Raw genomic sequence first — 21,854 nt, 5'->3', positions numbered from 1 at the left:
TGAGGGGGAAGCCGTCGCAGAGTTTCACGCGCAGCAATGGAAATCAGGACGAACAGCTGATCTCCAGGTGCTTGCCCCACTCCGGCGGTCGCTCGGCATACGCTTGCATCCCGGGCTGTTCCTCGAACGGTTTGCTCAGCACCTGATGCAGCCGACGCACTTCACTGTAGTCAGCGGCCTCTGCCGCTTCGATAGCCTTCTGCGCCAGATAATTGCGCAGTATGTACAGCGGGTTGACCGCATGCATCCGCTCACGGCGACCTTCGGCATTACTCGGCTCACGCTCGCAGCGTGCCAGGTAGTCCGCACCCCAGGCATCGAAACCGGCCAGGTCGACGAAATCGTCGCGCACCACTTGCAGGGCCTCGGCCACCGGTTGCTCGCCCAGGCGGCGGAAGAACAGCGTGTAGTCCACACCGCCGCTCTGCATGCGTTGCAGCAGGCGTTCGACCAGGGCCATGTCGTCGTCCTCGGCGGTGGTCAGGCCCAGGCGGCGGCGCATCAGGTCCAGATAGTGGGCCTGGTACAGCGGCAGGAACAGCGCCAGCGTCTGCTTCAGCGGCTCGACCTCGATCACTGTGGTCAGGGCCTGGGCCAGGGCGCTGAGGTTCCAATGGGCGATTGGCACTTGGTTGGCGTAGCTGTAGCGGCCGCGGTCGTCGGAGTGGTTGCAGATGAAGTTGGCGTCGAAGTCGTCGAGGAAGGCGTAGGGGCCGAAGTCGAAGGTGATGCCGAGGATCGACATGTTGTCGGTGTTCATCACCCCGTGACAGAAGCCGTAGGCCTGCCAGCGAGCGATCAGCTCGGCATTGCGCTCGACAATGGTGCGGAACATGGCCAGGTAGGGCTGCTCGGCGCTGCGGCATTCGGGATAGTGCTGCTCCAGCACATGGTCGATGAGCACACGCTGCTGCTCGGGCTGTTTCGTGTAGTAGAAATACTCGAAATGGCCGAAGCGCACATGGCTCTGTGCCAGGCGCAGCAGCATCGCGGCGCTTTCGCGGGTTTCCCGCCACACTGCGGTGCTCGAGCCGATCACGCACAGCGCCCGGCTGCTGGGGATGCCCAGGGCGCTCAGGGCTTCGGAGGCAAGGAACTCGCGAATCGACGAGCGCAGTACGGCACGGCCATCACCCATGCGTGAGTAGGGCGTCTGGCCGGCGCCCTTGAGGTGCAGGTCCCAGTGTTCGCCGGCCTCGTTGAGGATCTCGCCCAGCAGCAGGCCACGGCCATCCCCCAGGCGCGGGTTGTAGGAGCCGAACTGGTGGCCGGAATAGACCATCGCGCGCGGGTCTGCTTCTTCCCAGAGCTTGTGGCCGCTGAACAGCTCGGCGAACACCGGCAGTTCGGCCTGGGCGGGGTCTAGGTCGAGCAGGGCCATCGCCGATTTGCTGGCAACGACCAGGCGGGGGTCGGCAATCGGGTCGGGCAGGACCTGGGTGGAGAAGGCATCGCCGAGTTGGGCGAAGCGGTTGTCGAAGGTGAGTTGGTCGAGGGACTTCACGGGGCCTGCTCCTGAATTCGGTGCCATTGGGGCCGCTGTGCGGCCCTTTCGCCGGCGAGCCGGCTCCCACAGGGCAAGGCATGCCATCTTGTGGGAGCCGGCTTGCCGGCGATCGAGGGCAAAGCCCTCGCCTGCATTCTGGAGGGCATGCCTGTCGCAGTCCACTCAGGTCGGCGGCGTGCTGTCCGGTTTGCTGTCCATCGGGATCAACTGCTGCTTACCGTTCTTCGCGTCCATGAGGAACACCTCCACCTGGCGCACCGAGATCTTGATGTTGTGCGCCTTGAACTCACGGTTGATATAGCGGTTGAGCTCGTCCAGCGTCGGGTTGCGGTCGCCGAGGTCGCGCACGTGCATGCGCAGCTCGTGGTCCAGCGAGCTTTCGCCGAAGTTGAGGAAGTACACCAGCGGCTCCGGGTCCTTGAGCACCCGCGGGTTTTCGTGGGCGCCCTTGAGCAGCAGGTCGCGCACCAGGTCCAGGTCCGAGCCGTAGTCGATGCCCAGCTTCAGCGTCACCCGAGTGACGGTGTCGGTCAGCGACCAGTTGATCAGCTGGCCGGTGATGAAGGTCTTGTTGGGGACGATGATGTCCTTGCGGTCGAAGTCGGTAATGGTGGTGGCGCGGATGCGGATCTTGCTCACCGTGCCGGACAGGTTGCCGATGGTGATGGTGTCGCCGATGCGCACCGGGCGTTCGAACAGGATCATGATGCCGGAGATGAAGTTGGCGAAGATCTCCTGCATGCCGAAGCCCAGGCCCAGTGACAATGCCGCCACCAGCCACTGCAGCTTGTCCCAACTGACTCCGAGGGTGGCCAGGGTGCTGACGATACCTACCCCGGCGATTACATAGGACAACAGCGTGGTAATAGCGTATGCGCTGCCCTGGGCCAGGTTCAGTCGTGACAGCACCAGCACTTCGAGCAGGCCTGGCAGGTTGCTGGCCAGGGCCACGGCGATACCGGCGATGACCATGGCGCCGAGCAGGTCGCCGAGGCTGATCGGTACCATGCTGGCAGCTGCGCCGGTGCCGCTGCTGTACTCGTACAGGGTGATGTTGTTGAGGTAGGCGAACACGGTGATCAGGTCCGCCCAGACCCAGTACAACCCGCCGATGAAACCGCCCAGCAGGGCCAGGCGAATCAGGCGCAGCGACTGCTGGTTGACCTGCTCGATGTCCAGGGTCGGCTCCTCGACCACCACCTCGCCATCCAGCCCTTCCTTGGCGGCCTGGCGTTTGCTCAGGGCGCGCTGGTAGGCCAGGCGCCGCGCCGCCACCGACAGGCCACGCACGAACGCGGCCTCGATCACCAGCCAGAACAGCAGCAGGTAGAGCGTGTAGATCAGCCGGTCGGTGAGCTTGAGGGCGGTGTAGTAGTAGCCGAAGCACACCGCCACGAACAGGGCGATGGGCAGGGCGGTGAAGGCCACCCCGACCGCTTTGCGGAACAGCGAGGTGTTCTGGTGCGCGGGGCTGCTCAGCAGCAGTCGGCTGAGCAGCCAGGCCATCAGCGCATAGCAAGTCAGCACCACGCCGATGCCCAGCACGTCGTCGGCCAATGCCGAGGGCTGGTGTTCGGCCACCGCCACCACGCCCACCAGTGCCAGTACCACGGTACCGAGGCGACGTACCCAACCCCGCAGGAACTCGACCTGGGGCTTGTGCCAGCGGAAGTGAATTTCGGCGACGCCGCCCGGGGCAAGGATGCGGTAGGCGGTGTAGAACACCAGCCAGGCCTGGGCGATCTGCCACAACGCGGCGCCAAGGTTGGCGTTCTGTCCGCGGGCATCAAGCTGCAGGGCGTAGCTACCGAGAGTAAGCGCCAGGGCCACCGGCAGTGCCAGCAGGATGTTGATCAGGATCGCCTGGGGCGTGTGCCACTGGCTGTCGCGCTTGAAGTGGCCGATGTCCTGGTGGACCTTGCCCAGGCGCCGGTACAGGGCCTTGCGCCGCCACAGCAGGGCGCCGATCACCAGGATCAGCGGCAGGAACAGCAGTGGCTGCTGCACCAGGCCGTCGCCCAGCTCCTTGATACCCGCGCCCCAGGGCAGGCTGGCCACCTGGTAGGCCAGGCCCTCGGGCACTTGGCGCAGCCACTGCCAGTCCAGCGGTTTGTTGCTGGGGATCCAGAACATCTGCTCTTCCAGCGTGGTGCGCAGGTTCTGGGCAGTGCTCAGCAGTTGTTTCTGGTTCAGTTGCAGGGTGATGCATTCGTTGAGCAGCGCCGACAGCTCGCGGTTCAACCGCTCGAGCAGGTCGCCGCGGGTGATCGCCACTTCCAGCAGGGCCTTGCGCAGCTGCGGGGTGACGTCTTCCTCGGGCTGGCTGGCCAGCAGCTTGTCCACGTAAGCGGACGGGCTGCTCATCTGTTCGCGTTCCTGGTTGATCTCGAACTGGTACAGGCGGATATCGGCGATCTGGTCGGCCAGGTTGCGGTCGAGCTTCAGGTGCGGCAGGGCCTGCTTCTGCTTGTACAGGATCTTCGACAGCAGCAAGCTGCCCTTGAGTACGTTGATCTGCTCGTCGAGGGCCTGGTCGGCCTGGGTGAGGCTGTCGAGCTGCTGCTTGGTGCGCAGGTTCTGCTGGGTCACCTCGTTGAGGCGGTCGGTGCTGCGCAGCAGGTAATCGGACAACTGCAGGTTGGCGGTGCTCTCGGTGGCCAGCAGGTTGCTGCCGCCGGCCTTCTGCGCCTCGATCGACTGGCGGGTGACGGCCTGTTGCGACTGCGCCAGGCGCTTTTCGTTGATCAACGTCTGCAGGTCCTGGATTTCCTGTTCCAGCCTTGTGGCGCGTTCGATCAGCAGGTCGTGGCGGGCGTTGCCCAGGTCCTGCAGCACGCTGTTGCCGGCCAGTTCCTGGCGGCGCAGCAGGGTCAGGGCGTTGAGCGAGGCCAGCTCGGCGTTGAGCTGGTTGCGCTGGTCGGCATTGATCGACTTGCCGTTGTCCTTGCCGCTCTTGAGGCTGTTGTTGATCTGCTGGGCACGCATCTGGTTGCCGCTGATCTCGGCCTGGGCGCGCTCCGGGCGGGTCTGGGAGTTGATGATCAGGCTGTTGGCTTCGGACAGCGCCTTCTGCAGGTCGCCCTGCTGAGTGCTGCGCTCGCTGAGCATTTGTTCGAGCTGCGGCACCGTCAGGCTGGCGTAGCGCTGCGCCACCGGCACGACGCTGGAGGCTTTGAGCTTGATCAGTTCGCGCTGGCTGTCGCGGATCTCCTGGGGGGCATTGGCCAACTGCTGCTTGAGGGCTTCGAGCTTCTTTTCGCTGTCGTCGCGGGCGTTGAGCAGCGCCAGTGTCTGCTCCAGCACCTGCTGCACGGCTTTCTGCTCGGTTTCCGGCAGTTTGCGCTCGGCGATCTTGCTCAGGCTGCTCTGGATGCCCGGAGTGGTCGGGATTTCCACCGCGCCAGCGGCGAACGAGAGGGTCAGGCACAGCCCCAGCAGGGCTGCGCGGCAATGGTCACGCAGGGACATAGGCAGAGTTCTTGTGTTACGCGGCAAATCGGAGTTTAGAGGAACAGCCCGGGGCCGGGGCGGGTACCTTCGGGGAATCTGACGCCCACTTTCTGGATCTTGTTCCCGTCCATGACCGCGACGGTCCAGATCGTGCCGTGCCATTCGATCTGGTCGCCTACTACTGGAGCGCCTCCGACCTTCTGTCGGATGAACTGCGCCAGCGGCATCTTCGCGTCCAGGCCATCGAGTTTCAGGCCGTAAAGCGCCGCCACCGCACCCAGCTCGGCATCGCCTTCGAGCACGAAATCGCCGAAGAAGCGCAGGTCGAGGCCGCGTTGCGGCGCCTGGCTGAACAGCTTGCCCAGCGCCGGCAGGTTATGTTCGTGGCCGATCACGCAGAGCATGTCGCCGACCTCCAGCACGGTGCTGCCCGACGGGTGCAGCAGCTGCTCGCCGCGGAACAAGGCGGCGATCCGCGTGCCTTCGGGCATCTTCAGCTCGCGCAGGGCGGCGCCGATGCACCATTTTTCGGCGCCCAGGCGGTAGACGAACAGCTCCCATTCGCTGGTGACGTGTACCTCGAGCGCGGAGCGCGAAATCGGCGCCGGGTCCGGCGGTACCGTGACCTTCAGCAGCTTGGCCATCCACGGCAGGCTGGTGCCTTGCACCAGCAGCGACACCAGCACGATGAAAAACGCCAGGTTGAAGAACAGCTGGGCCTGGGGCAGGCCGGCCATCAACGGGAACACCGCCAGAATGATCGGCACCGCGCCGCGCAGGCCGACCCAGCTGATGAAGCCTTTCTCGCGGCCATGGAAGGCCTTGAACGGTAGCAGTGCGGCGACCACCGACAGTGGCCGGGCGACCAGGATCATCCACAATGCCAGGCCCAGGGCGGGCAGGGCGATGGGCAGCAGGTCGTGGGGCGTGACCAGCAGGCCCAGTACCAGGAACATGCCGATCTGGGCCAGCCAGGCCATGCCGTCGAGCATGTGCAGGATGCCGTGGCGACTGCGGATCGGCTTGTTGCCCAGCACCAGCCCGCACAGGTAAACCGCGAGGAAACCGCTGCCGTGCAGGGCGTTGGTCAGGGAGAACACCACCAGGCCGCCGGCCACTACCAGGATCGGGTACAGGCCGCTGGCCAGGTTGATGCGGTTGACCAATTGCAGCATCAGCCAGCCGCCGCCCAGGCCTATCAGACCGCCGATGCCGAACTCGCGCAGCAGGTGGGTGAGCAGGCTCCAGTGCAGGCCGGTCTGGCCGCTGGCGATCATGTCGATCAGGGTCACGGTGAGGAACACCGCCATCGGGTCGTTGCTGCCCGACTCGATCTCCAGGGTGGCGGTGACTCGTTCGTTGAGGCCCTTGCCGCCGAGCAGCGAGAACACCGCCGCCGCGTCCGTGGAGCCGACGATGGCGCCAATCAGCAGGCCCTGGATGAGGCTCAGGTCGAACAGCCAGGCGGCGACCATGCCGGTCAGTCCAGTGGTGATCAACACGCCCACCGTGGCCAGCGACAGCGCCGGCCACAGCGCCACGCGGAAGCTCGCCACCCGGGTGCGCAGGCCGCCGTCGAGCAGGATGACCGCGAGCGCCAGGTTGCCCACCAGGTAGGCGGTCGGGTAGTTGTTGAAAATGATGCCGCCACCGTCCACGCCAGCGACCATGCCGACCGCGAGGATGATGACCAGGATGGGGATGCCCAGGCGCGATGACAGCGAGCTGACCAGGATACTTGCACCCACCAGCAATGCGCCGATCAGGAACAGGCTGTTGATGGTGCTTGCATCCAAAGGCAGGTACTCCGGGACAGCGGGGGAAAAGGGACGTGCAACTATGAACCTAGCAGGTCGCGTGCCAATCGATTCTAACCTGATGAATTGGCAGCCTGTAAAGCGTTTCTGCAGATGTAGAAAAGGCACCTCGAAAGGTGCCTTTTCTTGTGTTGCCTGTTACGGCCTCGTCGCTGGCAAGCCAGCTCCCACAGGGTCGTCACAGCCCTTGAGTACGGGGTGCTAGCTGTGGGAGCCGGCTTGCCGGCGATGAAGCCAAGCAGGTCAGGCCTGCTTCACTTCACGCATCGGCTTGCCCTTCACCGGTGCATCGCCCGCCACGTAGTACTTGGCGGTGCTGCGCGGCAGCGGCTTGCGGCCACGGATCTTGTCCGAGATCTTCTCGGCGATCATGATCGTGGTGGCGTTGAGGTTGCCGGTGATGATCAGCGGCATGATCGACGCATCGACGACGCGCAGGCCCTGCATGCCGTGCACGCGACCCTCGCCATCGACTACGGCCATGTCGTCGGTGCCCATCTTGCACGAGCAGGACGGGTGGAAGGCGGTTTCGGCGTGCTCGCGGATGAATTTGTCCAGCTCTTCATCGGTCTGCACGTGGGCGCCCGGGCTGATCTCACGGCCGCGGTACGGGTCCAGCGCCGGCTGGGCCATGATTTCGCGGGTAAGGCGGATGCCGTCGCGGAATTCCTGCCAGTCCTGCTCGGTGGACATGTAGTTGAACAGGATGCTCGGGTGCTGGCGCGGGTCTTTCGACTTGGCCTGGATGCGACCACGGGCTGGCGAGCGCATGGAGCCCATGTGTGCCTGGAAGCCGTGCTCTTTCACACCGTTCGAGCCGTTGTAGTTAATCGCTACCGGCAGGAAGTGGTACTGGATGTTCGGCCACTTGAATTCAGGGCGGGTGCGGATGAAACCACCGGCCTCGAACTGGTTGCTGGCGCCGATGCCGGTGCCGTTGAACAGCCACTCGGCACCGATGGCCGGCTGGTTCCACCACAGCAGCGACGGGTACAGCGACACTGGCTGGGTGCAGGCGTACTGCAGGTACAGCTCGAGGTGGTCCTGCAGGTTCTCGCCGACGCCCGGCAGGTCGTGGACCACTGGAATGTCGAGGCTTTCCAGCAGGGCGCGCGGGCCGACGCCGGAGCGCTGCAGCAGTTGCGGCGAGGCGATGGCGCCGGAAGAAACGATGACTTCCTTGCGGGCGCGCGCTTCGACGCGCTCTTCGCTGTCACCGACCAGGTAAGTCACGCCAACAGCGCGCTTGTTGTCGAACAGCACGCGGTCGCTCAGGGCGTGGGTGACGATGGTCAGGTTCGGACGCTTCTTGGCCTGGTCCAGGTAGCCACGGGCGGTGCTGGAACGACGACCATTCTTGGTGACCGAACGGTCCATCGGGCCGAAGCCTTCCTGCTGGTAGCCGTTGAGGTCTTCGGTGCGCGGGTAGCCGGCTTGCACGCCGGCCTCGACCATGGCGTGGAACAGCGGGTTGTTGCCGGCTTTCGGCGTGGCCACGCTGACCGGGCCTTCGCCGCCGTGGTAGTCGTTCGGGCCGATGTCGCGGGTTTCGGCCTTACGGAAGTACGGCAGGCAGTCCAGGTAGGTCCAGTCCTCGAGGCCTGGCAGTTCAGCCCAGCCGTCGAAGTCCATGGCGTTGCCGCGGATGTAGCACATGCCGTTGATCAGCGACGAACCGCCCAGGCCCTTGCCGCGGCCACATTCCATGCGGCGACCGTCCATGTGCGGCTCCGGGTCGGTCTCGTAGGCCCAGTTGTAGCGGCGACCTTGCAGCGGGAAGGCCAGGGCGGCCGGCATCTGGGTGCGGAAGTCGAAGCGGTAGTCGGGGCCACCGGCTTCCAGCAGCAGCACGGTGACGCTGGCGTCTTCGGTCAGGCGGGTGGCCAGGGTGTTACCGGCGGAGCCGGCACCGACGATGATGTAATCGAATTCTTGGGACATTGAAGTACCCTCGTTGGCAGTTGTCAGGGAGCGGAAACGCCCGCGCTCAAGGGCGCGGGCGTGGCGGAACCAGGTTTAGAAAACCGAGTTGTAGCCGCCCAGCTCGACCTGAACCGACTTGATGCGAGTGTATTGAGCCAGCGAGCTGACACCGTTTTCACGGCCGACGCCCGACTGCTTGTAACCGCCAACCGGCATTTCGGCCGGCGACTCGCCCCAGGCGTTGATCCAGCAGATACCGGCTTCGAGCTTGTGGATGATGCGGTGGGCGCGGCTGATGTCGTTGGTGCAGACACCTGCGGCCAGGCCGTATTCGGTGTCGTTGGCGCGACGGATGACTTCTTCCTCGGTCTCGTAGCTGAGGATGCTCATCACCGGGCCGAAGATCTCTTCCTTGACGATGGTCATGTCGTCGGTGCAGTCGGTGAACACGGTCGGGGCGACGAACGCGCCCTTGGCGAAGTCGCCGTCCAGCAGACGCTCACCGCCGCACAGGACGCGGGCGCCTTCTTCTTTACCCTTGGCGATGTAGGACAGCACGCTTTCCATGTGCTGGAAGCTGACCAGCGGGCCGAAGTTGGTGTTCTCGTCTTCCGGGTTGCCGGCACGGATGCGGGCGACGCGCTCGGCGATCTTGGCTTCGAAGGCGGCTTTCATCGCGGCAGGGATGAACACGCGGGTGCCGTTGGTGCAGACCTGACCGGAGCTGTAGAAGTTGGCCATCATGGCGATGTCGGCGGCCTTGTCCAGGTCGGCGTCGTCGCAGATGATCAGCGGCGACTTGCCGCCCAGTTCCATGGTGACTTCCTTGAGCGACGAGCTCGAGGCGCTGGCCATGACTTTCTTGCCGGTGGTGGTGCCGCCGGTGAAGGAGACCTTCTCGATGCGCGGGTGCTCGGTCAGCCAGGTGCCGACTTCGCGACCGCTGCCGGTCAGCACGTTGAACACGCCGTTCGGCAGGCCGGCTTCGGTGAAGATCTCGGCCAGTTTCAGGGTGGTCAGCGAGGTGACTTCCGACGGCTTGAAGATCATCGCGTTGCCGGCGGCCAGGGCCGGGGCGGATTTCCACAGGGCGATCTGGATCGGGTAGTTCCAGGCGCCGATACCAACGGTCACGCCCAGCGGCTCGCGGCGGGTGTAGACGAAGGACGATTCGCGCAGCGGAATCTGCTCGCCTTCGATGGCCGGCACCAGGCCTGCGTAGTATTCCAGCACGTCGGCGCCGGTGACGATGTCGACGTAGCGAGTCTCGGAGTACGACTTGCCGGTGTCCAGGGTTTCCAGCATGGCCAGCTCGTCGTTGCGCTCGCGCAGGATGTCGACGGCGCGGCGCAGGATGCGCGAACGCTGCATGGCGGTCATGGCGGCCCAGACTTTCTGGCCACGCTCGGCGCTTTCGACGGCCTTCTCGACGTCAGCTTGAGTTGCGCGCTGCACGTGGGCGAGGACTTCGCCGGTAGCCGGGTTGATGGCTTCGAAGGTGGCATCGCTGCCAGCGTCTACGTAAGCGCCATCGATGTAGAGTTTTTGCGTTCCGAAACGGGCCATAGTGTCCTCGCAAGTGCAGTGTGTGGTTGGCTGCCGCGTCACGCTCCTGCCGGTTGGCTGGTCGCTGCGCGCGGCTGTTCAGAGGCCTGGTTGTTTGTATCCAGGGACTGCTGTTTAGCCAGTTGTAGATCCATGTATTCGTAAGCGATGCGTATTGCCTGCTCGGTGTCGAATGCGTCACCCGAGAGGGCGCCACGCAACCACAGGCCGTCGATCAGGGCCGCCAGCCCGCGGGCGGCCTTGCGCGCATGGTAGAGCGGCAGGACACGGCGGAACTGGCAGCACAGGTTGGAGTACAGGCGGTGGTCGTTGATCCGCTGCAACCTGTGCAAAGACGGCTGGTGCATGCTGGAGGCCCAGAAGGCCAGCCAGGTTTTCATTGCCGGGCCATTCACCTGGCTCGCATCGAAGTTGCCTTCGATGATCACCTTCAGGTGGGCACGCGGGCTGTCGTCCGTGAGGGCCTGACGACGCGCGATCACACCCTCGTTGAGCATGCTCATGATGTAGCGCATCGTCGCTGCGATCAGGCCGTTCTTGTCCTGAAAGTAGTGACTGATGATGCCGTTCGACACGCCGGCCAAACGGGCAATCAGCGCAATGCTGGCATCTCCCAGTCCGACCTGATCGACCGCCTGCAAGGTGGCTTCGATCAACTGCTGGCGGCGGATGGGTTGCATACCGACCTTGGGCATCTTGCTATCTCCTCAGGCCTGCGGGCAGACGACAAGCGGCTACCTCGGCGAAGGCCAGTCTATTTTGTTTTGATTGAACGTTCAATCAATAAAGAATAAGCTCTGCGACAATTTGTGCCATTGACAGTTTTTGGGACGGTCACAGGGGCACGAATCGACACCCCAGGAAATCGCGTAACCCCCGGAATACAAGGCGTTGACGGGCATGAGCGATGCGAAAGACAGATTCTGCCGAGTGGCCACAGGCCGCGCGGCCGGCCCTTTGGAGCGGGCCAGGTGTCTGTGGCTAATGCGCGCACCCAGCGATGGCGTGCGCAAGAAGCGACAGGCGACCGGTCTGGTTTTTTGCAACGTTTCGATTCGGGATCACGGTTTCCAGGGTGCCTTTTATAACACCTTGCGCAGTAGGGCTATTGCACCAATTGCGTGGGACATAACTGTTTAGCCTCCACTGCCGCACTGCCCGGAGCATTCGTGCAATGAGTTCTGCTTCCCTGACAAAGCCCCCCGCCGAGCGGGTACGGGTCAACCACGTGGTGTTTTTCACCTCGGCGCTGATGATCCTTGTTCTGACTGCCTTGCTGATCGCTGTACCCGATATCGCCGGCCAGGTGCTTGGCGTCGCCCAGAAGTGGCTGACGCGCACCTTTGGCTGGTACTACATGCTGGTAATCTGCGGTTACCTGCTGTTCGTCGTCTACCTGGCATTTTCCGACTTCGGCAAGCTCAAGCTGGGCGGCAAGGACGACACCCCGGACTTCAGCTACGGCGCCTGGGCCGGCATGCTGTTCTCCTCCGGTATCGGTATCTCGCTGCTGTACTTCGGCGCTTCCGAGCCACTGGACCACTACTTCAACCCACCGGAAGGTACGCCTGCCAGCCTCGAGGCCGCGCGCCAGGGCCTGCAACTGACCTTCCTGCACTGGGGCCTGCACGGCTGGGCGATCTACGCCCTGGTCGGCCTGGCCGTGGGTTACTTCGCCTACCGTCACAACCAGCCGCTGGCACTGCGCTCGGCGCTCTACCCGCTGGTCGGTGAGCGTTGGGTCAAGGGTGGCGCGGGCCATGCCGTGGACATCTTCGGCATGTTCGTCACCTTGCTGGGCCTGGTGACCAATCTGGGCATCGGCTCGATGCAGGTGGCCTCGGGCCTGGAATACCTGTTTGGCATGGACCACAGCAAGACCAACCTGCTGGTGGTGATCCTGGTCATGGCCGGCGTGGCCACCGTGGCCGCGGTGTCGGGCGTGGAGAACGGCATCCGCCGCCTGTCCAACCTGAACATCCTGCTGTTCAGCGGCCTGTTGATCTTCGTGCTGCTGGCCGGCAATACCCTGCACCTGCTAAACGGCTTCGTGCAGAACGTCGGCGACTACCTCAACGGTGTCGTGCTGAAGACCTTCGACCTCTATGTCTATGAAGGCGACAACGACAAGTCCGAGCGCTGGCTGGGCCTGTGGACCGTGTTCTACTGGGCCTGGTGGATCTCCTGGGGCCCGTTCGTCGGCATGTTCATCGCCCGTATCTCCAAAGGCAGGACCGTGCGCCAGCTGGTCAGCGGCGTGCTGCTGATCCCGTTGGGCTTCACCCTGGCGTGGCTGTCGATCTTCGGCAACACTGCGCTGGACCTGGTGATCAACCAGGGCGCCGTGGAACTGGGCAAGACCGCGCTGGAACAGCCGTCGATGTCGATCTACCAGCTGCTCGAGTACTTCCCGGCGGCGAAGATCGTCATCGGTGTGGCGGTGTTCGTCGGCTTCGTGCTGTTCCTCACTCCGGCTGACTCCGGCGCGGTGATGATGGCCAACCTGTCGTGCAAAGGCGGCAAGGTCGACGAAGACGCCCCGCACTGGATGGTGGTGTTCTGGTCGGTGGTGATCACCCTGGTGACCATCGGCTTGCTGTTCGCCGGTAACTTCGAAGCCATGCAAACCATGGTGGTACTGGCCGGCCTGCCGTTCTCGGTGGTCCTGGTGCTGTTCATGTTCGGCCTGATGAAGGCCATGAAGCAGGACGTCGCGGTCGAGAGCGAGCGCGCCGAACTGGCCGCCCGTGGCCGTCGCGGTTTCAGCGAGCGCCTCAGTCAGCTGGACCTGCAGCCGACTCAGGCCGTGGTGCAGCGGTTCATGGACAAGCAGGTCAGTCCAGCGCTGAAAGAGGCCGCCGAGCAGCTGCGTACCCTGGGCTTCGAGGTCGAGACCCGGGTAGGTCAGTCGCGCAACATGATGGGCCTGCGAGTGATGATGGAAGAGGGTAATCCCTTCGTCTACGAAGCCAGCCTGGATGGCTACCTGGCCGCGCCGAGCGAGGCGCCGGTCGAAGGGGAGCCGGAAGTGCAGCAGCGCTTCTACCGCGCCGAGGTCTACCTGCACGACGGCAGCCAGGAGTACGACCTGATGGGCTTCACCCGTGAGCAGATCGTGCGTGACGTGCTGGATCAGTTCGAAAGCCACCGCCAACTGCTGGGGCGTGTGTACAGCTAATCCGGACCGCGCATGAACGAGGGCCCCGATCGAAAGACCGGGGCCCTCGTCGTTTCAGTCGTCGAGTGCGTTCAGGATGTCGCTGCGTGGTGTCGATTTCTTGCCGTCCACATCAACGGCAATGCCGCACAACTTGAGGGGCAGTTGTGATTTCAGAATGATGTGGCTGTCAAACATCAGTGGTCGATAACGCATTGGCAGATTGCAGTCCAATTTCTCGATCGGGCCGAACTTGATCAGGTAGCGTTTGAGATTGGGCTGGTCGTGCTGCCATTGGATCCTGACATGCCCGTCAGTCGTGCGTTCGCTTGAGTAACTCACCTGCGACACCTGCGCTGGAAGCACTTCGATCGGCAGGCTCCAGGCGTTGTTCATCAATGCGTGTGAAGGCCTTTGCTGTTGCGACCCGACGCCAATCACGCATAGGAAGTACCTGCCTGGTGCGGTGCCGATCGGGTCATCGATCCGATTGCTTCCTGATAGGACTGCGCCACTATAATTCACAGGATCTTCACAGGCCCGCGCATCCTGCGTCGGCTTGTAGCGGTAGTAGCGAGTGTCGATGGTGAAGCCCACGCCCCATGTGGGGGAAAGCGTAGTCCCGTCATCGTTCGTCGCTAGCCTGCGCCAACGGCTCCCGGGCTTGTCCTGCTTGAGTTCGAACCCGGGCAGCAGGTCGCAGTTTTGCTGTTCCAGATCGACCTGTCCTGCGCGAAAGCATGCCTTTACTCGCTCCACCGGCATGGCGAAATTGACGGGCCCATTACCCAGCTGATCGTCCTGATGGTCAGCGCAGGGGTTGTGCAGGCTGCACGGTAGGCTGTCTGATCTATTCTGGCGGCCACTGTTCACTACGCTGACAACCTGGCCATTGCTGCTGTCGATCACTGGGCTGCCCGAGGCACCCTCGTGCATGCCTGGGCAGTCATTGCTCCGGGCATTGCGCCATACCCAGGGATACTCGATGACAACCTCGACGGCCTGTTCCGTGCAGCTACTCAGGCGTAGCCCTTGGTCGGGACGACTGGGTTCGCCGATCACCTGCACGTGGCTGCCTGTTGCCGGGCTTGGGCCGAGACGTAGAGGCTGGATGCCCTCGGCCATGACCTGCTGCAGGCGGGCGTCGAGTTCGATCAGGGCCAGGTCGCTACCTTGCATGCTGCTCCAGACAATGCGCTTGAATGGAAAGGTCTTGCGCTTTGCAGCGGTGTCCACGAAGTAGTTGAAGCTGATCGAGCCGTCCAGTGCCTTGTCCTGGACGATAGTGCCGTTACGTTGGTCGACACAGTGTCCGCTGGTGATGACATATGCCGGACCGCTCGACGGCGTCGAAGGATCACGGCTGTCGACAAGCGTACCGATGCACTGCGTGCTATCGGGCAAGGACAGCCGCCCGATTCCGCTCCAGCGCGCATTCTCGCCTTGGGCGTTATTGAGCGTCTCGGGTGTGGTCGATGGGATAACGGGCTGGCTGGCGAGCGCCTGGAGGGAAAGACCGGCCATGAGCACGGCAGGCCAATGGAGGGGGAGTATGGGCATTGAATTCTCCTTGTCGAATTGCCGGCTCTAATTTGGCCGGTCGCGAACAGGAGAAAGCGGTACTTAAGTTAGCCTGGCGCGAACTGCCTTTCGCTCCAGTTACCCAGGAAGTTGAGCGCATGCTTGCCAGCACAAGCACGCCCAGGACCTGACGGTTTCAGCGATTACTGTAGCGGCCCTGCCGGCCATGGGCGGGCATGGCCTGGTTGCCACGTTCGCCAATCATCTGGTGCAAACCGATCAGCTCTATGCCCTGTCGCGTCAGCTGGGGTATTTCCCTTTGCAGTACCTCCAGGGTCTGCGGGTAGGGATGGCCGATCAGTACCGCCGAGCCCTGTCGGCGGGCCAGGGCAATACCTTGCTGCAGCTGCGTGTTGATTGCCTCGACGGTGCGCACGTCATCAAGGAACACATCCCGGGAGACATGGGCCAGGCCGGTAGCCTGCGCCTCTGCCGCCGCCACCGTCGCCGCACTGGTGCGGCTGTCGACGAAGAACAGATGGCGGCGTTGCAGCTCACCCATCAACCAGGTCATGGGCTCGCGCTGGGCGGTCATGCGGCTACCCATGTGGTTGTTGATGCCGGCGGCGTAGGGCACTTTGGCCAGGGCGGCATCCAGGCGCCGGGCCAGCTCTTCGATGGCGATGCCCGGGTGCCAGGCGTAAGGCCCGGCAGCCGGGTCCATGGGCATGTGCAGGATCACCGTGCGTCCGGCCTTGTGGGCCTGGCGGGCGAAGTCGGTGGCATGCGGGGTGTCGGGCATGATCGCCATGGTCACAGGGCCGGGCAGGGCGAGCGTGCGGCTGTCGCGCTCGCTGCTTTGGCCGAGGTCGTCGATGATGATGCTCATGTAGGCCTTGCCGGCGGGCGCCGCGTGCGCGACGACTGCCAGCAGGCAGAACAGCAGGGACAGCAGATAACGCATGGGGGGCTTCAGTCACCCTTGGTGATGTTCAGACCTTTGAGCAGGCTGAGTGCCTGGCTGAGCTGGAAGTCGTTGTCCTGCGGGCGATCCTTGCGCTTGGCGCTGCCGGTCGGTCGGTCGGCGCCGCCGTTGCCGTTGCCCAGGTGGCCTTGCAGGTCGGCTTCCTTGAAGTTGTCGTTGTCGGCTTCGGCGGTGAGCTTGGCCGGGCGCACTTCGATGTCCGGGACGATGCCCTGGGCCTGGATCGACCGGCCATTGGGGGTGAAGTACAGCGCGGTGGTGAGCTTCAGCGCACGGTCGTTGGCCAATGGCAGCACGGTCTGTACCGAGCCCTTGCCGAAGCTGTCGGTGCCCATCAGCACGGCACGCTTCTGGTCCTGCAGGGCGCCGGCGACGATCTCCGAGGCCGAGGCGCTGCCGCCGTTGATCAACACCACCAGTGGCACGCCTTCGCTGGCATCGGCCGGGTCGGCGGAGTAGCGCAGCTCGGAGTTGGCGATGCGGCCCTTGGTGTAGACGATCAGGCCTTTGGTGAGGAAGTGGTCGGCCACTTCCACCGCCGACTGCAGCACGCCGCCGGGGTTGTTGCGCAGGTCGAGAACCACGCCGCGCAGCTTCTTGCCGTTGTCCTTGCGCAGCTTGGCCAGGGCCTTGCCCACCTCTTCGCCAGTCTTGACCTGGAACTGGGTGATGCGGATGTAGCCGTAGTCGTTCTCCAGCAGCTGGCTCTTGACGCTCTTGACCTGGATCACCGCGCGGGCCAGCGTCACGTCGAACGGCGTGCCGCCGTCGCGCACCAGTGTGAGGGTGATTTTCTCGCCAATCTTGCCGCGCATCTTGTCCACGGCCTCGGTCATGGTCTGACCGCGGGTTGGCGCGCCATTGATCTTGACGATCAGGTCACCGGCCTCGATGCCGGCGCGGGAGGCCGGAGTGTCGTCGATGGGGGAGACCACCTTGACGAAGCCGTCCTCCATGCCGACCTCTATCCCCAGGCCGCCGAACTCGCCGCTGGTGCTTTCCTGCAGCTCCTGGAAGTCTTCGGGGCCAAGGTAGGCCGAGTGCGGGTCGAGGTTGCTGAGCATGCCTTTGATGGCGTTTTCCAGCAGGGTCTTGTCGTCGACCGGTTCGACATAGGCCGCCTTGATGCGGTCCATGACCTCTGCGAAGGTGCGCAGCTCCTCCAGCGGCAGCGGCGCCTTGGCGGTCACCTCGGTGGCCGGCACCGCGGCCTGCCTGGCCACTGGCTTGGCCGGTTCGGCGGCAATGGCCAAGGGCGCGCCGATGACCAGGGCGATGGTCAGGGCCAGCTGGGTGAGGCGAGGCGAGTGCAGCATGTCGAACGAACTCCTGATCCTGTTGGTGCTCCTGCTGGGAGCATCGGCGCCGCCGTTTCGTGGGCGGCGCCGTAAAAGTAGCATTATCTAGCCTCGGCACCATTGCGCGGGGTCGGTGGGCTGGCCCTGCTGGCGAATCGCGAAGTACAGGCCGGCGCTGTCCTGGCCGCCACTGTCGCCGACAGTGGAGATGGCTTCGCCGGCCTTGACGATGTCGCCGGCGTTCTTGAGCAGGCTCTGGTTGTGGCCGTACAAGCTTAGGTAGCCATTGCCATGGTCGAGAATGACCAGAAGTCCAGCACCGCGCAACCAGTCGGCGAACACCACCCGCCCGCCGTGCACGGCGCGCACCTGGGTCCCGGCACTGGCGCTTATCATTACCCCGTCCCACTTGGCCCGCGCGTCACCGCCGCGGGTATCACCGAAGCGTGCCAGCAATCGACCGTTGACCGGCCATGGAAGTTTTCCCCGAGCGGAAGAAAATGCGCCGCCGTAGCTGGCTGTGTCGCTGGACACCACCGGGCCAAGGGTTGTCCGGGCCTTCTTCGGGATTTCCTCGGGTTCCCGGCTGCGGGCCTCGGCGGCCAAGGCCTGCGCCTTCCGGCGCTGCTCTTCTTCCTGCTTGGCCAGCAGGGCGCGTTGGCGGGCCTCCTCGGCCTCGCGCGCCTGGCGGACGAGGGTTTCCTCGATGGTCTTGAGCACCTTGCCCAGGTCGGCCTGGTCCTGCTCGCGGCTCTGCAGTTTCTGGTCGCGCTCCTTCATGTCGCTGCTGAGCTTGGCCAGCACCTGCTGGCGCTTGTCGCGTTCGGCGACGAGGGCCTGGCGCTGAGTGTCGAGCTCGGCACGTTGTGCCAGCAACTGTTGCTGGTGGCCGGCGATGTCCTGCTCGACGTTGGCCAACTGGCGCAAGGTCTCGTTGAAGGTGCGCAACTGGTCCATGCGCGCTTTGCTGAGATAGTCGTAATAGGTGAGGGTACGGGCGAATTTCTCGGGATTCTGCTGGTTCAGCAGCAGCTTGAGGTATTCCTCGCGACCATTGTTCTGGTACGCGGAACGGGCCTGGATGGCAATCAGGCGTTGTTGTTCAACGCGGGCGCTCTGGAGTTTTTTTTTCTCGTGGTCAAGGCGCTCCAGCTCGCCCTCGGTCTTTTTTAGTTCTTGCTGCAGTGCCTCCACCTGTTTTTCGAGGTTGCCGATATCGGTCTCGGTGGCCTTGAGGTCTTTCTGCACGCCGGACTTTTCCTCCTGGAGCTTGCCCAGCATCTTTTTCAGCTCGGCGATGTCCTGGCGGGTGGCGTCCAGCTGTTGTTGGGTCTGCGCGCGCTCATCGGCAGCGAAGGCCGGGGCAAGCAGACATGACAGGGCGAGTAGGAACAGGGCGCGGAGCATGGGGTTGGGCGTACCAGGGATGGAGACTGGCCTAGTATGCCCGCGCAGGCGTGCAAAAAAAAACGCCCAGCGGCGTGTGCGGCGGGGCGTTGGTCTGGAATTCATGTGTATTGGGGCTGCTGTGCAGCCCTTTTCGCCGGCAAGCCGGCTCCCACAGGAGTAAGTGCCTGACTCAAACGTGTGGGAGCTGGCTTGCCAGCGAAAGGGCCGCAAAGCGACCCCAGTACACCGATCAAGCGTCGATCAGGATCGAGGTACCGGTCATCTCCGCTGGTTTTTCCAGCCCCAGCAGCTCGAGCATGGTCGGCGCCACGTCCGCCAGCACACCGCCGTCACGGACTTTCACGTGGCGCTTGCCGACGTAGATGAACGGCACCGGCTCGGTGGTGTGGGCGGTGTGCGCCTGGCCTGTGCATTCGTCTTCCATCTGCTCGACGTTGCCGTGGTCGGCGGTGATCAGGGCTTCGCCGCCGACCTTGTCCAGCGCCTCGACGATGCGGCCGACGCAGCCGTCCAGCGCCTCCACGGCCTTGACCGCGGCATCGAACACACCGGTGTGGCCGACCATGTCGCCGTTGGCGTAGTTGACCACGATCACGTCATAACGTTGCTGCTCGATGGCCTCGACGATACGGTCGGTGACCTCAGGGGCGCTCATTTCCGGCTGCAGGTCGTAGGTGGCGACCTTCGGCGACGGGATCAGGATGCGCTCTTCGCCTTCGAACGGCTCTTCGCGCCCGCCCGAGAAGAAGAACGTGACGTGGGCGTACTTCTCGGTTTCGGCGATGCGCAGCTGGGTCTTGCCGTTCTTCGCCAGGTACTCGCCGAGCACGTTGTGCAGGCTGGCCGGGGCGAAAGCCGCGGGGGCCGGGATCTTCGCCGAGTACTGGGTCAGGCCGATGTAGGCCGCCAGCTTGGGCAGGCGCGCGCGCGGGAATTCGTTGAAATCGGGCTCGACGAACACGCGGGACAGCTCGCGGGCGCGGTCGGCACGGAAGTTCATGAAGATCACCGCGTCGCCGTCTTCGACCTTGACCGCCTCGCCAATGCGCGTGGCCTTGACGAACTCGTCGCTCTCGTCGCGGGCATAGGCGGCTTCAAGGCCGGCCACGGCGGTCGCTGCGGTGTATTCGGCGGCGCTGTCGACGATCAGGTTGTAGGCGGCGCTGACGCGGTCCCAGCGGTTGTCGCGGTCCATCGCATAGTAGCGGCCGATCAGGCTGGCGATGCGGCCCTTGCCGAGCTTGGCGAAGGTGGCGTCGAGCAGCTCGATGGACGACTGCGCGCTGCGCGGCGGCGTGTCGCGGCCATCTAGGAAGGCATGCAGGTAGATCTTCTCGGCGCCACGCTGCGCGGCCAGTTCGGCCATGGCGATCAGGTGGTCCTGGTGGCTGTGCACGCCGCCGTCGGAGAGCAGGCCGAGGATATGCACGGCCTTGCCGGCGCTGGCGGCTTTTTCCACGGCACCGACGAGCACCGGGTTTTCGAAGAACTCGCCGTCACGGATGGCCTTGGTCACCCGGGTGAAGTCCTGGTACACCACGCGGCCGGCGCCGAGGTTCATGTGACCGACTTCCGAGTTGCCCATCTGCCCGTCGGGCAGCCCCACGTCCATGCCGGAGCCGGAGATCAGACCGTGCGGCTGGGTGGCGCGCAGGCGGTCGTAGACCGGCGTGTTGGCAGCAAAGATGGCGTTGTATTCGGGGCTTTCGCTGTGACCGAAGCCATCCAGGATGATCAGGACCAGAGGTTTAGGCGTACTCGTCATCAATCAAACTCACGGTTGTTCAAAGATGATAAAGACACGCATTTTAGGGCAAATCCGCCAGCGACGGCGAATATTCCTCCCATTGCCCGACCAGCGCGGTCAGGCATGCAACATGAGGCGCGTTTGCCGCCAGCCCGGTGGGCTTTGGCGGTCATGGGGGGCTGTGTATACTGGCCGCCATTTTCAATCGCCTGGAACACCCCTGATGGTTGCTCACCTGATTCAATTCGCGACAGATCACTTCATCCTGGTGGCCATTTTCGTCGTCCTGCTGGTCCTGCTGCTGGTCAATGAAGTCCGCCGTGGCGGCCAGAGCCTGAGCAACGGCCAGCTGACTGCCCTGGTCAACGCCGACAAGGCCGTGGTGATCGATATCCGCACTGCCAAGGAATACTCGGCCGGGCATATCGTCGGCGCGCTGAGCATGCCGCAGGACAAAGTGGCCGGCCGCATGACCGAGCTGGAAAAGCACAAAGACAAGACCCTGATCGTCGTCGACGCGATGGGCCAGCAGTCCGGTACCCTGTGCCGCGAACTGCTCAAGGCTGGTTACACCGCCGCCAAGCTCAGCGGTGGCGTTTCCAGCTGGAAAGCCGATAACCTGCCCCTGGTGAAGTGATATGAAGCCCGTCATCGTCTATTCCAGCGACTACTGCCCCTACTGCATGCGCGCCAAGTACCTGCTCGAGAGCAAGGGCGTGGCGTTCGAGGAGATCAAGGTCGACGGCAAACCCCAGGTTCGCGCCGAAATGAGCCAGAAGGCCGGCCGTACCTCGGTGCCGCAGATCTGGATCGGCAGCACGCATGTCGGTGGATGCGATGACCTCTATGCCCTGGAGCGCGCGGGCAAGCTCGACGCGCTGCTGGCGGCCTGATTCGCACTGCATTCAAGAACATTAGGAAAAGGATCTGCCATGACTGACCAACAGAACAACGGCGCTGGTGCTGAAGAAACCGCACCACAATTCTCCCTGCAGCGCATCTACGTGCGCGATCTGTCGTTCGAGGCTCCGAAAAGCCCGCAGATCTTCCGCCAGCAGTGGGAGCCGAGCGTATCGCTGGACCTGAACACCCGTCAGAAAGCCCTGGAAGGCGACTTCCACGAAGTGGTGCTGACCCTGTCGGTGACCGTCAAGAACGGTGACGAAGTGGCGTTCATCGCCGAAGTGCAACAGGCTGGTATCTTCCTGATCGCCAACCTGGACGCGTCCTCGATGAGCCACACCCTCGGCGCGTTCTGCCCGAACATCCTGTTCCCGTACGCCCGCGAGACCCTGGACAGCCTGGTGACCCGTGGCTCGTTCCCGGCGCTGATGCTGTCGCCGGTCAACTTCGACGCCCTGTACGCGCAAGAGATGCAGCGCATGCAGGAAGCCGGTGAAGTGCCGACCGTGCAGTAATTTCTGCCGGTAAAGAAAAAGGCGACCTTCGAGGTCGCCTTTTTCATGTCTCTTG

Annotated in this window: 15 protein-coding genes; 4 read left to right on the top strand and 11 right to left on the bottom strand. The window is 63.8% G+C overall.

Features of this window, described 5'->3' with window-relative positions:
- Positions 1-43: 43 nt before the first annotated feature.
- From selO to betI, 6 genes are all read right to left on the bottom strand, one after another.
- Positions 44-1,504 carry a protein adenylyltransferase SelO gene (gene selO / locus ACZ9C1_RS16740; RefSeq protein ID WP_476254181.1) on the bottom strand — a complete coding sequence of 487 codons (1,461 nt, stop codon included), beginning with the start codon at positions 1,502-1,504 and terminating at the stop codon, positions 44-46.
- 165 nt (positions 1,505-1,669) lie between these two features.
- Positions 1,670-4,975 carry a mechanosensitive channel MscK gene (gene mscK / locus ACZ9C1_RS16735; RefSeq protein ID WP_476254180.1) on the bottom strand — a complete coding sequence of 1,102 codons (3,306 nt, stop codon included), beginning with the start codon at positions 4,973-4,975 and terminating at the stop codon, positions 1,670-1,672.
- A 35-nt stretch (positions 4,976-5,010) separates the two neighbouring features.
- A complete protein-coding gene (locus ACZ9C1_RS16730) occupies positions 5,011-6,753 on the bottom strand; it encodes a potassium/proton antiporter (protein ID WP_198754696.1) in 1,743 nt (580 codons plus the stop codon).
- Positions 6,754-7,017: 264 nt separating this feature from the next.
- Positions 7,018-8,715 (bottom strand): choline dehydrogenase, encoded by a 1,698-nt coding sequence (betA, locus tag ACZ9C1_RS16725; RefSeq protein WP_102681761.1) that lies wholly within the window; start codon positions 8,713-8,715, stop codon positions 7,018-7,020.
- Positions 8,716-8,790: 75 nt separating this feature from the next.
- On the bottom strand, positions 8,791-10,263 hold the full coding sequence (gene betB, locus ACZ9C1_RS16720; protein ID WP_046853877.1) for a betaine-aldehyde dehydrogenase: 1,473 nt from the start codon (positions 10,261-10,263) through the stop codon (positions 8,791-8,793).
- A gap of 38 nt (positions 10,264-10,301) precedes the next feature.
- The gene (gene betI / locus ACZ9C1_RS16715) at positions 10,302-10,958 is read right to left on the bottom strand and encodes a transcriptional regulator BetI (RefSeq protein ID WP_277502230.1); all 657 of its coding nucleotides are present in this window, start codon (positions 10,956-10,958) and stop codon (positions 10,302-10,304) included.
- Positions 10,959-11,437: 479 nt separating this feature from the next.
- Between betI and ACZ9C1_RS16710 the strand changes: the two genes are divergently transcribed.
- Positions 11,438-13,441: a BCCT family transporter gene (locus ACZ9C1_RS16710; RefSeq protein ID WP_102681758.1), complete on the top strand. Its 2,004-nt coding sequence runs from the start codon at positions 11,438-11,440 to the stop codon at positions 13,439-13,441.
- Between the two features lie 54 nt (positions 13,442-13,495).
- Here the strand turns inward: ACZ9C1_RS16710 and ACZ9C1_RS16705 are convergent, their stop codons facing one another.
- From ACZ9C1_RS16705 to gpmI, 5 genes are all read right to left on the bottom strand, one after another.
- Positions 13,496-14,980, bottom strand: a complete 1,485-nt coding sequence (locus ACZ9C1_RS16705; RefSeq protein ID WP_277502229.1) for a trypsin-like serine peptidase — start codon at positions 14,978-14,980, stop codon at positions 13,496-13,498.
- A 157-nt stretch (positions 14,981-15,137) separates the two neighbouring features.
- Positions 15,138-15,905 (bottom strand): divergent polysaccharide deacetylase family protein, encoded by a 768-nt coding sequence (locus ACZ9C1_RS16700; RefSeq protein ID WP_139674108.1) that lies wholly within the window; start codon positions 15,903-15,905, stop codon positions 15,138-15,140.
- Positions 15,906-15,913: 8 nt separating this feature from the next.
- On the bottom strand, positions 15,914-17,242 hold the full coding sequence (locus ACZ9C1_RS16695) for a S41 family peptidase (RefSeq protein ID WP_476254179.1): 1,329 nt from the start codon (positions 17,240-17,242) through the stop codon (positions 15,914-15,916).
- A gap of 87 nt (positions 17,243-17,329) precedes the next feature.
- The gene (locus tag ACZ9C1_RS16690) at positions 17,330-18,631 is read right to left on the bottom strand and encodes a murein hydrolase activator EnvC family protein (protein WP_476254178.1); all 1,302 of its coding nucleotides are present in this window, start codon (positions 18,629-18,631) and stop codon (positions 17,330-17,332) included.
- A gap of 232 nt (positions 18,632-18,863) precedes the next feature.
- Complete coding sequence (gene gpmI, locus ACZ9C1_RS16685) at positions 18,864-20,399, bottom strand: 2,3-bisphosphoglycerate-independent phosphoglycerate mutase (protein WP_277502228.1); 1,536 nt, start codon at positions 20,397-20,399, stop codon at positions 18,864-18,866.
- 205 nt (positions 20,400-20,604) lie between these two features.
- Between gpmI and ACZ9C1_RS16680 the strand changes: the two genes are divergently transcribed.
- From ACZ9C1_RS16680 to secB, 3 genes are read left to right on the top strand one after another with little or no spacing between them, the layout of a single operon-like run.
- Positions 20,605-21,018 carry a rhodanese-like domain-containing protein gene (locus ACZ9C1_RS16680; RefSeq protein ID WP_023628822.1) on the top strand — a complete coding sequence of 138 codons (414 nt, stop codon included), beginning with the start codon at positions 20,605-20,607 and terminating at the stop codon, positions 21,016-21,018.
- A 1-nt stretch (position 21,019) separates the two neighbouring features.
- Positions 21,020-21,274, top strand: a complete 255-nt coding sequence (grxC, locus tag ACZ9C1_RS16675) for a glutaredoxin 3 (RefSeq protein ID WP_003249204.1) — start codon at positions 21,020-21,022, stop codon at positions 21,272-21,274.
- 39 nt (positions 21,275-21,313) lie between these two features.
- On the top strand, positions 21,314-21,799 hold the full coding sequence (gene secB, locus ACZ9C1_RS16670; RefSeq protein ID WP_102681752.1) for a protein-export chaperone SecB: 486 nt from the start codon (positions 21,314-21,316) through the stop codon (positions 21,797-21,799).
- Positions 21,800-21,854 lie beyond the last annotated feature (55 nt).

The organism is Pseudomonas sp. TE21435 (genome assembly GCF_056279265.1).
This window is presented reverse-complemented; position numbering and strand designations above follow the sequence as displayed.

Bases quoted from the DNA above. Each gene is read 5' to 3' on its own strand.
- betI (WP_277502230.1), bottom strand. From the start codon at position 10,958: ATGCCCAAGGTCGGTATGCAACCCATCCGCCGCCAGCAGTTGATCGAA.
- ACZ9C1_RS16705 (WP_277502229.1), bottom strand. From the start codon at position 14,980: ATGCCCATACTCCCCCTCCATTGGCCTGCCGTGCTCATGGCCGGTCTT.
- ACZ9C1_RS16690 (WP_476254178.1), bottom strand. From the start codon at position 18,631: ATGCTCCGCGCCCTGTTCCTACTCGCCCTGTCATGTCTGCTTGCCCCG.
- grxC (WP_003249204.1), top strand. From the start codon at position 21,020: ATGAAGCCCGTCATCGTCTATTCCAGCGACTACTGCCCCTACTGCATG.
- ACZ9C1_RS16680 (WP_023628822.1), top strand. From the start codon at position 20,605: ATGGTTGCTCACCTGATTCAATTCGCGACAGATCACTTCATCCTGGTG.
- gpmI (WP_277502228.1), bottom strand. From the start codon at position 20,399: ATGACGAGTACGCCTAAACCTCTGGTCCTGATCATCCTGGATGGCTTC.
- betB (WP_046853877.1), bottom strand. From the start codon at position 10,263: ATGGCCCGTTTCGGAACGCAAAAACTCTACATCGATGGCGCTTACGTA.
- mscK (WP_476254180.1), bottom strand. From the start codon at position 4,975: ATGTCCCTGCGTGACCATTGCCGCGCAGCCCTGCTGGGGCTGTGCCTG.
- secB (WP_102681752.1), top strand. From the start codon at position 21,314: ATGACTGACCAACAGAACAACGGCGCTGGTGCTGAAGAAACCGCACCA.
- ACZ9C1_RS16710 (WP_102681758.1), top strand. From the start codon at position 11,438: ATGAGTTCTGCTTCCCTGACAAAGCCCCCCGCCGAGCGGGTACGGGTC.
- ACZ9C1_RS16695 (WP_476254179.1), bottom strand. From the start codon at position 17,242: ATGCTGCACTCGCCTCGCCTCACCCAGCTGGCCCTGACCATCGCCCTG.
- betA (WP_102681761.1), bottom strand. From the start codon at position 8,715: ATGTCCCAAGAATTCGATTACATCATCGTCGGTGCCGGCTCCGCCGGT.
- ACZ9C1_RS16700 (WP_139674108.1), bottom strand. From the start codon at position 15,905: ATGCGTTATCTGCTGTCCCTGCTGTTCTGCCTGCTGGCAGTCGTCGCG.